Raw genomic sequence first — 13,114 nt, 5'->3', positions numbered from 1 at the left:
TACATGATAGTAAAGAATAGGAGAAAAATATAAATTTTATGTTAATTGACAAAGTAACACTTTTCCTAGTCAATAATCCTGGATAATTTGTATAAATAATTTGTTATTAAGGCATTGAAAAATGAAATATCATCGGTTAAAAGAAGTTATTGAACTACTGTACCCCATATGGCAGGTATATCCAGAATTAAATTTGGTTCAATTATTACAAAAATTAGCTGATGAAGCTGGTTTTAAAGGAGATCTAGGTGATTTGACCGACGATACTTTGATCTATCATTTAAAAATGCGTAGTTCTCCAACGGAAGCTGTGATACCTGGATTGAAAAAAGATTATGAAGACGATTTCAAAACAGCGCTTTTACGTGCCCGGGGCATTATTAAAGATTAACCTGATAGAGATAATAAAGTGACACAGCAAAGTGCTTTTCATTTCAAAACGATTACCCCCGATTTAATTCATGATGCGTTATTAGAAGTTGGATTATACCCTGATTCAGGGATATTTGAGTTGAATAGTTATGAAAACCGAGTTTACCAGTTTGTAGATGAACAGCGTAAGCGTTACGTTGTGAAATTTTATCGTCCAGCTCGCTGGAATCAGACTCAGATTCAAGAAGAGCATGATCTTATGTTATCTTTACATGCAGCAGGTTTATCTGTTGTAGCTCCGCTATTTTTTGCCGGGCAAACTGTATTGGAGTATAGAGGTTTTTTCTATGCAGTTTTTCCAGCTGTTGGTGGACGGCAATATGAGGCTGATAACTTGTTACAGTTGGAAGAGGTTGGCCGATTAATTGGACGTATTCATCAAATAGGATACCAACACAACTTTACCTCTCGCCCAACTATTGGAATTGATGAATATTTAATTACGCCTCGTGAAATTTTAGCTAATACTTCTTTATTGACTGCTGATTTAAAGCCGAGTTTCCTATTAGTTGTTGATAAACTAATTGAAGAAGTAAAAAAACGCTGGTCTCAACAATATCGTTGCCTCCGCTTACAGGGGGATTGTCATCCTGGTAATATTTTGTGGCGAGATGGCCCTTTTATTGTCGATTTTGATGATGCTCGTAATGGCCCAGCAATACAAGATTTATGGATGCTTTTAAATGGCGAACGTCGGGAACAACGAATTCAACTGGAAATATTATTAGAAGGTTATACTGAATATGCGCATTTTGATAAGGAGCAATTAACTCTGATTGAGCCTTTACGGGCAATGCGGATGGTTCATTATTTATCATGGATTGTTCGGCGATGGGAAGATCCGGCTTTTGCGCGTGCTTTTCCTTGGATGATTGAATATGATTTTTGGCGTAAACAGATGTTACTTTTTTCTGAACAGATCAATGCGCTAAATGAGCAGCCTTTGCAACCCGGTTTAGCATATTAATAAATGGAAAATATTTTTGGAGAGTGAGTAATATGAATAAGTTTTGGTTAGCCTTGATAGGGTTAGTAATGTCTTATAGTGTTTCTGCAGCAAGTTACACAGAGGGTACTGAATTTATCAAAATACAAAAAGCGGTACAAAATGCACCTCGCGTAGTAGAGTTTTTTTCTTTTTACTGTCCACATTGTTATCAATTTGAATCCATCTATCATGTTTCACAAACAGTAGCCAAAAATTTACCTAAAGATATTAAAATGGAACGCTACCATGTTGATTTTTTGGGGCCATTAGGCGCTGAGTTAACCAAAGCTTGGACGGTAGCAATGGTGTTAAAAGTTGAGGATAAAGTGTCACCGTTGCTGTTTGAAGGGATCCAAAAGTCAGAATCGATAAATACACCCGCTGATATTAAAGCATTATTTATTAGAGCTGGCGTCAAAAGTGAAGAATATGATGCAGCGCTAAATAGTTTTGTCGTTAAATCGTTGGTGGTAAAACAGCAGCAAGCAGCGAACGATTTTCAATTACGTGGCGTGCCAGCTATGTTTGTTAATGGTAAGTATATGGTACGTAACAACGGTATAACCATTGAAGATGCCGACCATTATGCTAAAGCTTATTCTGATGTTGTTAACTTTTTAATTAGCAAATAAGTAAATCTTTTTTCCGCTTGTTTGGAATTGCACCCTGTTGTGCCAACGGTTTAACATATTGGTACAACAGCGGATTTTTTCTTTTTTTTGGCATATTATTCTGTAATATCCACAAAAAAATGTTAACCAACAAAAATAGCAGCGCGATATTATTTTTATCCGTAACGTCTTGATTCTCATTTAATATTGTTTTCTAAGCTAAATCTGTTTAACTATTGAATATAGTATAATAAGAAGATTTACACACAAGTTTATCCACAGGATGTTCTGGTGCTATCAGCGTTGGAAAAGTGACAAATTGAAAATAAATTCAGGCAAAATTCGTTTCTCTCTCATGAGTGTGGCATTCTATCACTATTAATTACTTTGATGATGAAAAAGACTATGGCTCAAATTGCAGAAAACCCATATATCCTAGTTGATGGCTCTTCTTACCTTTATCGTGCATATCATGCTTTTCCCCCATTAACCAATAGTGCAGGTGAACCAACTGGTGCTATGTATGGTGTTCTTAATATGCTCCGTAGTTTAATTATGCAATATAAGCCGAGTCATATTGCGGTCGTATTTGATGCTAAAGGAAAAACTTTTCGAGATGAATTATTTGAGCAGTACAAATCTCAACGACCCCCGATGCCTGATGATTTACGTGAACAAATAGCGCCGCTACATGAAATGGTTGCTGCCATGGGGCTTCCTTTGTTGGTTGTTGCTGGTGTAGAAGCTGATGATGTAATAGGTACATTAGCTTTACAGGCTAGTAAGAAAGGATTACCTGTATTAATTAGTACAGGTGATAAAGATATGGCTCAATTAGTGACTGCTAATATTACACTCATTAATACTATGACGAACACCATTTTAGGGCCGGCAGAGGTTGTTGATAAATATGGCGTGCCGCCTGAGTTGATGGTTGATTTCCTCGCATTGATGGGTGATTCTTCTGATAATATTCCTGGTGTACCTGGGGTAGGAGAAAAAACAGCATTAGCTTTATTGCAAGGGATTGGCGATCTGGCAACGATTTACCAGAACTTATCAGCAATTGCACCATTGGGATTTCGTGGATCGAAAACATTAGCAGAAAAGATGGCACAACATAAAGATATTGCTTTCTTATCTTATAAATTAGCCACAATTAAGACTAATGTTGACTTAACGACAGATTATGATGGATTGGTTATGCAGGCGCCTGATATTGAAAAGTTACACGCGCTTTTTAGTCGTTATGAATTTAAGTGTTGGTTAGCTGATTTACAAAATGGTGGTTGGCTAACGAAAAAAACTGCTCAATCTTCAACCACTACTTCTGTTAACAATAATGATATTTTTTTAGCTAAAGAGCCGGTTGCCGCATTATCAACAGAACATTATCAAACGATATTGACCAAAGCTGATTTGATGCAATGGGTTGAAAAATTGCAATCGGCAAAGTGTTTTGCCTTTGATACCGAAACTGACAGCCTTGATACGCTATCAGCCCATCTCATTGGACTCTCTTTTGCCATCGAAGAAGGTAACGGTGCTTATCTTCCGCTAGGGCATGATTATCTTGATGCGCCACAACAATTACCCTTAGATGAGGTATTAGCGGCGATAAAACCGATTTTAGTTGACAAAAATATTCAAAAGATTGGTCAGAATTTAAAATTCGATTATGGCATAATGGCAAATTATGATATTGAATTAAAAAATATGGCCTTTGATACGATGCTGGAATCTTACGTATTAAATAGTGTCGCCGGACTGGGACGTCATGATATGGATAGCTTAGCTCAACGGCATCTCAATCATAAAACTATAACTTTTGAAGAGATTGCTGGCAAAGGAAAAAATCAGCTAACGTTCAATCAAATCCCACTCGAACAAGCGTCAACTTATGCAGCCGAAGATGCAGATGTCACTTTATTATTACACCAAACCCTATGGCCTCAGCTAGAGGCAGAACCAAAATTAAAAGGCATTTTTCAACAGATAGAGATGCCGCTAGTACCGGTATTAGCCCGTATGGAGCGGATTGGAGTGCTTATTGATGCAAATAAGCTTGCTAAACAATCTCAGGAGATAGCAAGCCGATTAATGGAAATTGAAAAAGAAGCATATGCTATTGCTGAGCAAGAATTTAATTTGGCATCACCTAAACAGTTGCAAGCCATTTTGTTTGAAAAACTTCAATTGCCAGTGGTAAAGAAAACTCCTAGTGGAACACCTTCCACGAATGAGGAAGTTTTAGAGGAGCTTGCCTTTAGTCATGAGCTGCCAAAAATTATTTTGCAACACCGTAGCTTGTCAAAATTGAAATCGACTTACACCGATAAACTACCGATGATGATCCACCCCAAAACGAAACGGGTACATACTTCCTATCACCAGGCAGTAACGGCAACTGGCAGACTCTCTTCCCGTGATCCTAATTTACAAAATATTCCAGTTAGAACTGAGGAAGGACGAAGGATCCGTCAAGCGTTTATTGCTCGGGAAGGTTATAAAATTGTAGCCGCAGATTATTCGCAAATCGAATTGCGTATTATGGCTCACCTTTCGCAGGATAAAGGATTGCGTGATGCTTTTGCCGAAGGAAAAGATATTCATCGAGCAACTGCGGCAGAGGTTTTTGGTGTATTGTTGACTGATGTTACTAATGAACAGCGTCGTAGCGCAAAAGCGATTAATTTTGGTTTAATCTATGGTATGAGCGCTTTTGGATTATCCCGTCAGTTAGGAATTACGCGTGGCCAAGCGCAGCATTATATGGATCGTTATTTTGAGCGCTATCCTGGTGTTTTAAGTTATATGGAACGTACTCGTAAGCAAGCTGCCGAGCAAGGATATGTTGAAACGCTAGCCGGACGTCGACTCTATTTGCCTGATATTAATTCTCGTAATGCAATGCGACGTAAAGCATCTGAACGTGAAGCTATTAACGCACCAATGCAAGGAACGGCGGCTGATATTATAAAGAAAGCGATGATCGCATTAGATAAATGGATTGAATCGGTAAAACCTGATCTTTATATGTTGATGCAAGTACACGATGAATTAGTATTTGAAGTAAAAGAGTCTGCAGTTGAGAGGTCACAACAAAAAATCCGTCAGTTAATGGAAAAAAGTATGCAACTAACTGTTCCACTAAAAGTTGATATTGGTATTGGTAATAATTGGGATGAAGCACATTAAATAATAAAATATTTTGCAAGAATAAGGCTGCATTTATGCTATTTGTCGATAAAAATTTTAATCAAACCAACTAATTTTATTTGTGACAAAATAACATAGTGGGTAATCACTGACTTTTGTTAGATGAGTAACCCTACTGTTTTGACCAAACCATGCAGTTTTTATCACTAAAAATGTATAATATTGACTAATTAAGTACTAAAGTTATCAAAAAAATCGGTATTGATTACATTAAGTAAAGTTATAGCCTCAATCTGATGAAAAAAGTAACAAAAAAACTTTTTTTTCTTCGCGAAATAAAGTAAAGTAATTCGTGTAGGGTACAGAGGTAAGATGTTCTATTTTTAAAATCTATTACTTTGTGTAATCAGATAAGCTGATTATTAAGCTGCTCTAGTCAAATAATTGACTAGAGCATTTTTTTATTTGTATTTAAGAAAATGTAACGGCGGTGATAAAGAAATACCTTTAATTATCCATCATGTAGATTAATTATGTTTAGAATGTTGCTCGTTAAACCATTCATCTAATTTAAGTTGTAATTTATCAATACCCATTTTTTTTAATGAAGAAAAAGTTTCAACTTGTAAATTACCAGCCACGGTTTTTAATTTATTACGTACGGCAATAACTTGCGCTTTTCGTTTATTCGGAACTAGTTTGTCTGCTTTCGTTAGCAATACAAGTATTGGAATATTCATTGCCACAGACCATTCAATCATTTGTATATCCATATCTTTTAATGGATGACGAATGTCCATTAATATTATCAATCCTTTTAAACATTTTCTTTTTTGTAAATATTCGCTTAATGCTTGTTGCCATTGGCGTTTAACTGATTCGGGGACTTCTGCATAACCGTAGCCAGGTAAATCAACCAGTCTAATACCCTCTGCGACTTCGAACAGATTGATTAACTTTGTTCTGCCAGGTGTTTTACTGGTACGCGCTAAATTTTTTTGTTGGGTAAGTGCATTTAATGCGCTAGATTTACCGGCGTTAGAACGGCCAGCGAAGGCAATTTCTATCCCATGATCGTTTGGTAAATGGTGAATATCAGGCGCGCTTGTGACAAATTTTGTCTGGTGATAGTTGTAATTTTTGTTTGTCATCATTGTTTCTCGCTGATTTCGGCTTAAAGTAGAGAAATTATACCTTGTAGAGGATAAATTAAGATAGTGATAGCTACATGAAAGATAGATGATTATCCGTTAATCAATTTTATTAAAAATAACATTTTTTACATAAGAAAAAAATATGAAATGTGACAGAATAGATCCTATTATTTAATTAGGTCAATTTAGGCCAGTTATGTATTTTTACTTAGTATAATGACCTGACGGTACTAAATTTTAGCTTACATTTTCATCTAAAAAAAATTAAAAGGAACTTGAATGTTAAAACGTTTTTTTGTGCCGCTACTGGTAGCGTATATGGTTAGCATCTCTTCTTTTGCTGTCGCAGCTGAGGCTACTATTGTTAAATTAGTGACTTCTAAGGGGAATATCCTACTTGAATTAAATAATAAAAAAGCGCCTATAACTACCGATAATTTTATTCAGTATGTAAAAGAAGGTTATTATCAAAATACTATTTTCCATCGTGTGATCCCTGGTTTTATGATCCAAGGTGGTGGCTTTATTAGTGGTTTGCAACCTCAACCAAATATTCGCTTGCCAATCAAAAATGAAGCTGATAATGGCTTACGTAATTTACGTGGCACAATTGCAATGGCGCGCACATCAGCTAAGGATAGTGCAACTAGCCAATTTTTTATCAATACAGCAGATAATGCATTCTTAGATCATGGCCAACGTGATTTTGGCTATGCCGTTTTTGGTAAAGTGATTGACGGAATGGATGTAGTTGACAAAATTTCGAGTGTAACAACAACAAATATTGGTCCCTACCAAAATGTACCGACTGAAGAAATAAAAATTATTTCTGCCAGTATAGAATAATTTATTTAATAGCAGAAAATATTTTCTGCTATTAAATTTAACATAATTTTTTAATATTCAATGACAATTAAAAAACTAAAATAATTTATCTGCCTTTATCTTGCTATTACCGGTAAAACTTTACTTTATAATAAAACAAAATATCCATCAGTTTATTAATTTATATCGTTATCATTGTTGCTAATGAGGAATTATTGTTTGAGTAAGCTACTACCTAGTTGCCAGAAACTAATAGAAAATATTGTTGAACCTAAAATAGAACATAACAATAATCAATTTTCAGAATTGTTAAATATGGCGCCTATGTCTACTTATTTTTTGGATGAGAAAATTAAATACACACCGGGCGAAAAGATTCGATTTTCTGAAAAAACACAAATACTTATTTCAAGTTCAGCAACATTGAGCCGAGCATTGAAAACATTGGAAGTTGATGGTTGGAAATTAGTTGTAGCGCAACGAGGGCAAGGAACTGCTACCGATTTGCGACGGAAAACTGTTTTTATTTCAAATCGAGTTTTGAATCATCCTAATTTGACTATACAAGCACTATCCCATGAAATTGGGCATATTTTTTATACAGAAAAGCCAAATATAGAATCTAAATCAAATTTTATTTCTTATTTTTTAGCGAGTGAAGGTGCTGCGACGATTAAAAATATTGAGATCCAACGAGAAATTATTAATCACATGGCAGTAGATATTGGAATTATGGCAAATCCAAGAAATATAAAATGTTATAATGAAGTCTATGATAATTATCTTATTGATAACAAATTTGATGAAGCGACTAAATATATTGGTGAAATTTATCGATATAACGAAATAACATCAAATAACTTAAAACCTTATGGTCAATATTATAACGAAGTTTATAATGATTTATAGTTATCACTTATAATTATTCTAATTAATAATTATTATGTTTATTTATTGAAATGAAACATTTTGATTGATTTTTATGAGCTATTTTTTTCTGCGGTTATGGTATGATAGCCAACTTTGTTATTATGGTATTATAATCTGTACAATTTTCCTTAATAATAAAGATCAAAATTAAGGAATTATTACTATAAAAATCATTTGGATAGCTAGTTATGCTTTTGATAATTGATAACTATGATTCGTTTACCTATAACCTTTATCAATATCTGTGTGAATTAGGGGTTAATGTCGTGGTTAAGCGTAATGATGCAATAACTATCTCGGAGATAGAAACATTAGCGCCGACACATTTAGTCATTTCACCAGGTCCATGTACACCTAACCAGGCGGGTGTTTCACTTGAAACAATTTCCTATTTTGCCGGTAAGATCCCAATTTTGGGTGTTTGCCTTGGTCACCAGGCGATTGGACAGGCTTTTGGTGCTTCTATTGTTAAAGCGAGAGAAGTAATGCATGGTAAAGTATCCGCAATTCATCATAATCAGCAAGGTATTTTTAAAGGATTAAATCGTCCATTACAGGTAACTCGTTATCATTCTTTGGTGATTGATGCTGGAACATTGCCCGCAACTTTTGAAGTGACTGCATGGACGTTACATGATGGAAATATTGATGAAATTATGGGTATCCGGCATAAAACACTACCTATTGAAGGTGTTCAATTTCATCCGGAAAGTATCTTGAGTGAGCAAGGACATGAGTTATTAAATAATTTTCTAAAGTATTAATTTATCAAGAATTAGTTCAAGTTTGGCTATTTATATTCAATGATTAATATAACTATCAATATTGGATAAAGTAGGCTTTATTTTGCTTGAGATGTAAACTTCAATAGGGTGAAAAGTAGTCTATGGTAAAGGGTTTGTTTAAATATTATTAAAACATGTGTTTTTGTATTTACTATCGATAAAAGACTACTATTAAAAATAATAAAAAAATTTTTGTTAAATTCTTTATTATCAAAAAATGGTAGCAAGATGATCATCTGTAAACGGGTTTTTGCTGACAAAGCCAGTAATAATGGCTATCGGGTTTTGGTTGATAGGATATGGCCTAGAGGCATTAAAAAGCAAGACCTTCGTTATGATGAATGGAATAAAAATGTTGCTCACTCAAATGATTTAAGAAAATGGTTTCATAAATATCCAGCAAATTTTGAGTTGTTTAAGCGACTTTATTTTGCAGAGTTAGAAAATAATCCTGATAGTTGGCAACATTTATTGCTTAAAACAAAATCAGGTTGTTTGGTGCTTCTTTTTTCCAGCAAAGATGAAGATCATAATAATGCCGTGGTATTAAAATCATTTTTGGAAAATAAACTCAATAGGGTTTGATCATTATACTTTAGCTATCTAGTTAATTTTCTGATAGATAGTCTGATTATTTTTAATTTCGAATATCATATTAAATCAGTATCATCATTCAGCTATCCAATTTATTTTATTTATTAACCGTTTTATTCGATTTTTTTATTATTATTGTGTGCTATATATTCATAATTGAAGTATATATTTAATAAGAATAATAAAAAACAAACTTATAAAACCAATACGCTACATAAAAGTAGGTACTGGTTTATAGAATATTAACGCGTACCGTAAACGACAATAGTTTTACCGTGAGCAGAAATTAGATTTTGATCTTCTAGCATTTTTAGGATACGTCCCACTGTTTCGCGTGAGCATCCTACTATTTGACCTATCTCTTGACGAGTAATTTTAATTTGCATCCCATCTGGATGCGTCATCGCGTCAGGTTGTTTGGCTAAATTTAATAATGTTTGTGCAATACGTCCTGTGACATCTAAAAAAGCGAGATTACCGACTTTTTCAGACGTTGTTTGTAAGCGTTTAGCCATTTGCGCTGATAACCGCATTAAGATATCTGGATTTACCTGTATTAATTGGCGGAATTTTTTATAAGAAATTTCAGCGACTTCACAGGCGCTTTTAGCTCTAACCCAAGCTGTGCGTTCTTGCCCCTCCTCAAATAATCCAAGTTCACCAATAAAGTCCCCTTGATTCAGGTAGGAAAGGATCATCTCTTTTCCTTCTTCATCTTTAATCAAAACAGCAACAGAACCTTTTACAATATAATAAAGAGTTTCTGCTTTTTCGCCCTGATGTATAAGAGTACTTTTGGATGGATATTTGTGAATATGGCAGTGTGACAAAAACCATTCAAGAGTAGGGTCTGTGTGTGGTTTGCCGAAAACCATTCGCTTAATCCTCTAATGTTATTGCAGCCTGAATACCAAAATACGAGTCTTCACAAGGCTGACTCATCTTATAAAGTTCTAACATAGCATACTAACTTGTTTAGTTTGGGAAAGTTAATATTAACTATAGGGTATATTGATTCGGAATTTTTGGTATTGATCTTAACCATACTATAAATGTGCTTTTGCTTTGTAGCATAATAAAAGCATCCTGTCTCTACTGTCTCGATTCAGCAATATTGTATAAGCCAAAAATTTCATATTTTAGCAATAAGTTGATTAGTTTTATTGTATTTATTAATAAGTATCACTAAGTAAATATTACAAATAAAAAATAAAACTGGAATAATAATATATTATTTCATAAGTTATCAAATTATAGCAAAAATAAATATTAACATTATAAAATAATTACTATATAAAATAATTAACAAGGAAATGTTAACGTTATTATTATACTATAAATAAAAGATAATTTTATGCACAGTTTAAATCTTAAAGTGGGTATAAGAATAAAAAATTGATATAAGTAAAAATATAATGCTGTATTGTTAGCTTCTTTTATGGATAATTTTCTTATTAGAGACGAGCTTTTTTACTAATGGAGTCATAATTAACTCTAGTGCTAAACCTAGTTTCCCGCCTGGAACAACTAATGTATTTATTGATGAAATAAATGAATTGTGTAACATGGCTAAAAGATAGGAAAAATTGATCTGGGTCAGACCATTAAATCGGATCACTATAAAACTTTCATCAGGAGAAGGAATGGCTTTAGCGGCAAAGGGGTTAGAGGTATCGACGGTTGGAACGCGTTGAAAGTTGATATGGGTGCGAGAAAATTGTGGGGTGATGTATTTAATGTAATCTCCCATTGAGCGAATAACTGAATCCATCACAGCTTCTCTTGAATGACCCCGTTCTGATGTATCACGAATTAGCTTCTGGATCCATTCAAGATTAACAATAGGCACAACGCCGACTAATAAGTCTACATGTTTAGCGACATTATATTTTGATGTTACAACACCACCATGTAACCCTTCATAAAATAGTATATCGGTATTTTTAGGCAATGCTTCCCATGGCGTAAAAGTTCCAGGCTGAAGATTGTAGGGGACTGCTTCATCATAGGTATGTAAATAATGTCGACGTTTTCCTGTCCCTTTTTCGCCATACTCGATTAAACTTCGTTCTAGCAGACCAAAGTCATTGGATTCAGGCCCAAAATAACTAATATGACGACTCTGTTCTTTAGCTTTACGAATAGCAACATCCATTTCAGGGCGAGTATAACGATGAAAGCTATCACCTTCAATGGTTGCTGCCGAAAGTTTTAGCTGGGTAAAGATTTTTTGAAATGCAAGGCTAGTAGTGCTGGTGCCCGCACCACTGGAGCCTGTTACCGCAATGATCGGATGATTAGCTGACATATAAATAGCTTCCATTACGCACTTAGATAACACAATGTTTTAACACATTAATTACAATAACGTAAAATTTATTTTTAGATAGTAATATATACAGTTATTAAAGGATCTAATTGTGTTTTTGGCAAAATATTTATCGTTTCATGCAATTCAGACCAGACAAGCACAACACTTCCTAATCGTAATTGCTGCTTAATATCCTCAACTTTTTCATCCAGTGTTTTCTCATCTTTACCGTAATCTGTTCCTTCTCGTAAGACAAAGCTTTCGATCAAATTATTTAAAGTATCCGCTGCTAGTTGTTGCCATGGAATGATCATAAATTACGGCTCCAGATATGGGGTTAACCAATCAGGTATACGTTGCTCAAGCCACATTTGAGGTTGTTTTAATGTGCCACTAACAAACCCAACGTGACCACCATGTTCTGTTATTTGATACTCGATATTAGCAGGTAATTGGGTGATATTTGGTACAACTTCAGGCGCCATAAAAGGATCATCTTTTGCATGAATAATCAGTGTTGGCACACGGATATTGGGTAACCGAGGCAGAGCACTACATTGATTATAATAATCCGTCGCATCTTTAAAACCGTGTATTTTTGCCGTAACGACATTATCAAAATCACGCAGCCGTTTTAGTTTTTTTAGTTGTAGCAAATTAAGCGGTAATGAACCTGGGTAGCGAATGAGTTTGCGTGTTGCATTACGTTTAAGGCCATTTAGTAAATAACGTTCATAAAATTGTGAAATCCCTTTTTCTAAACGAATTGAACAAGGTTCTAACATTAAAGGAGCAGAAACAATGACTCCGGCATTAACATCAGCATATTGCCCAGTTTCAGCTAAATAGCAAGCTAACATATTACCACCAAGCGAGTAGCCAACAGCGGCAATTGGTACTTGACCGTAAATTGTTTTCTGCCATTTGAGGAAGTAACGGGCATCGGTAATTTCACCGGAATGATAAATACGTTTTTGCCGATTTGGTTCTCCACTACAGCCACGAAAATGCATAATTACACCGAGCCATCCTCTTTTTTTCGTCGCTTCCAACATGCCATGGGCATATGGACTTCTAAAGCTGCCTTCTAAGCCGTGAAAAATGACTAGCCGAGGTTTATGTTTTGCAGATTGAGGATCTTCACTCCAAGCGAGATCAATAAAATCACCATCAGGCAATTCGAGGCGTTGCCATAGTGGTTTGATTTGCGGCTTTTTCCTCACAATACGGGGTAATAGTGTTTGTAAATGAGGGTTTTTAGCCCAATTTATTGGTTGAAAATTTTTACTCATAATTGTAAATCTAAATAATTAATTTTACATATA

Annotated in this window: 13 protein-coding genes; 8 read left to right on the top strand and 5 right to left on the bottom strand. The window is 34.7% G+C overall.

Annotated features, from left to right (window positions below; translation table 11 throughout):
• Positions 1-121 precede the first annotated feature (121 nt).
• From LDL57_RS14920 to polA, 4 genes are all read left to right on the top strand, one after another.
• Positions 122-391, top strand: coding sequence for a YihD family protein (locus LDL57_RS14920; protein WP_180560373.1), 270 nt, complete (start codon positions 122-124; stop codon positions 389-391).
• Positions 392-409: 18 nt separating this feature from the next.
• Entirely contained in the window at positions 410-1,399 is a 990-nt protein-coding gene (locus tag LDL57_RS14915) for a serine/threonine protein kinase (RefSeq protein ID WP_180560374.1), read from the top strand.
• A gap of 32 nt (positions 1,400-1,431) precedes the next feature.
• A complete protein-coding gene (gene dsbA, locus LDL57_RS14910; protein WP_180560375.1) occupies positions 1,432-2,052 on the top strand; it encodes a thiol:disulfide interchange protein DsbA in 621 nt (206 codons plus the stop codon).
• Positions 2,053-2,436: 384 nt separating this feature from the next.
• A complete protein-coding gene (polA, locus tag LDL57_RS14905) occupies positions 2,437-5,229 on the top strand; it encodes a DNA polymerase I (RefSeq protein ID WP_180560376.1) in 2,793 nt (930 codons plus the stop codon).
• Positions 5,230-5,717: 488 nt separating this feature from the next.
• Here polA and yihA read toward each other — a convergent pair whose 3' ends face one another.
• On the bottom strand, positions 5,718-6,341 hold the full coding sequence (gene yihA / locus LDL57_RS14900) for a ribosome biogenesis GTP-binding protein YihA/YsxC (protein ID WP_180560402.1): 624 nt from the start codon (positions 6,339-6,341) through the stop codon (positions 5,718-5,720).
• 282 nt (positions 6,342-6,623) lie between these two features.
• On the opposite strand from yihA, the gene LDL57_RS14895 reads away from it, so the two are divergent.
• From LDL57_RS14895 to LDL57_RS14880, 4 genes are all read left to right on the top strand, one after another.
• Positions 6,624-7,190, top strand: a complete 567-nt coding sequence (locus LDL57_RS14895) for a peptidylprolyl isomerase (RefSeq protein WP_180560377.1) — start codon at positions 6,624-6,626, stop codon at positions 7,188-7,190.
• 198 nt (positions 7,191-7,388) lie between these two features.
• On the top strand, positions 7,389-8,078 hold the full coding sequence (locus LDL57_RS14890; RefSeq protein ID WP_180560378.1) for a hypothetical protein: 690 nt from the start codon (positions 7,389-7,391) through the stop codon (positions 8,076-8,078).
• Between the two features lie 209 nt (positions 8,079-8,287).
• Positions 8,288-8,863: an aminodeoxychorismate synthase component II gene (locus LDL57_RS14885; RefSeq protein WP_180560379.1), complete on the top strand. Its 576-nt coding sequence runs from the start codon at positions 8,288-8,290 to the stop codon at positions 8,861-8,863.
• A 249-nt stretch (positions 8,864-9,112) separates the two neighbouring features.
• On the top strand, positions 9,113-9,469 hold the full coding sequence (locus LDL57_RS14880) for a DUF488 domain-containing protein (protein ID WP_180560380.1): 357 nt from the start codon (positions 9,113-9,115) through the stop codon (positions 9,467-9,469).
• 251 nt (positions 9,470-9,720) lie between these two features.
• On the opposite strand, the gene crp is transcribed toward LDL57_RS14880, so the two are convergent.
• The 4 genes from crp to LDL57_RS14860 form a co-directional block, all read right to left on the bottom strand.
• Positions 9,721-10,353, bottom strand: a complete 633-nt coding sequence (gene crp, locus LDL57_RS14875; protein WP_032116089.1) for a cAMP-activated global transcriptional regulator CRP — start codon at positions 10,351-10,353, stop codon at positions 9,721-9,723.
• A 551-nt stretch (positions 10,354-10,904) separates the two neighbouring features.
• Complete coding sequence (locus LDL57_RS14870; RefSeq protein WP_180560381.1) at positions 10,905-11,786, bottom strand: phosphoribulokinase; 882 nt, start codon at positions 11,784-11,786, stop codon at positions 10,905-10,907.
• A 74-nt stretch (positions 11,787-11,860) separates the two neighbouring features.
• Positions 11,861-12,103 (bottom strand): YheU family protein, encoded by a 243-nt coding sequence (locus LDL57_RS14865; RefSeq protein ID WP_180560382.1) that lies wholly within the window; start codon positions 12,101-12,103, stop codon positions 11,861-11,863.
• Positions 12,104-12,106: 3 nt separating this feature from the next.
• On the bottom strand, positions 12,107-13,081 hold the full coding sequence (locus tag LDL57_RS14860; RefSeq protein WP_180560383.1) for a hydrolase: 975 nt from the start codon (positions 13,079-13,081) through the stop codon (positions 12,107-12,109).
• Positions 13,082-13,114 lie beyond the last annotated feature (33 nt).

Origin of the sequence: Arsenophonus apicola, assembly GCF_020268605.1 — a bacterium.
Classification (GTDB): Bacteria; Pseudomonadota; Gammaproteobacteria; order Enterobacterales; family Enterobacteriaceae; genus Arsenophonus; species Arsenophonus apicola.
Note: the sequence above shows the minus strand (reverse complement) of the source record. Positions and strands in the feature narration are given on the sequence as shown.

Coding starts and splice junctions, on each gene's coding strand:
- LDL57_RS14920 (WP_180560373.1), top strand. CDS start 122: ATGAAATATCATCGGTTAAAAGAAGTTATTGAACTACTGTACCCCATA.
- dsbA (WP_180560375.1), top strand. CDS start 1,432: ATGAATAAGTTTTGGTTAGCCTTGATAGGGTTAGTAATGTCTTATAGT.
- polA (WP_180560376.1), top strand. CDS start 2,437: ATGGCTCAAATTGCAGAAAACCCATATATCCTAGTTGATGGCTCTTCT.
- yihA (WP_180560402.1), bottom strand. CDS start 6,341: ATGACAAACAAAAATTACAACTATCACCAGACAAAATTTGTCACAAGC.
- LDL57_RS14895 (WP_180560377.1), top strand. CDS start 6,624: ATGTTAAAACGTTTTTTTGTGCCGCTACTGGTAGCGTATATGGTTAGC.
- LDL57_RS14885 (WP_180560379.1), top strand. CDS start 8,288: ATGCTTTTGATAATTGATAACTATGATTCGTTTACCTATAACCTTTAT.
- LDL57_RS14880 (WP_180560380.1), top strand. CDS start 9,113: ATGATCATCTGTAAACGGGTTTTTGCTGACAAAGCCAGTAATAATGGC.
- crp (WP_032116089.1), bottom strand. CDS start 10,353: ATGGTTTTCGGCAAACCACACACAGACCCTACTCTTGAATGGTTTTTG.
- LDL57_RS14870 (WP_180560381.1), bottom strand. CDS start 11,786: ATGTCAGCTAATCATCCGATCATTGCGGTAACAGGCTCCAGTGGTGCG.
- LDL57_RS14865 (WP_180560382.1), bottom strand. CDS start 12,103: ATGATCATTCCATGGCAACAACTAGCAGCGGATACTTTAAATAATTTG.
- LDL57_RS14860 (WP_180560383.1), bottom strand. CDS start 13,081: ATGAGTAAAAATTTTCAACCAATAAATTGGGCTAAAAACCCTCATTTA.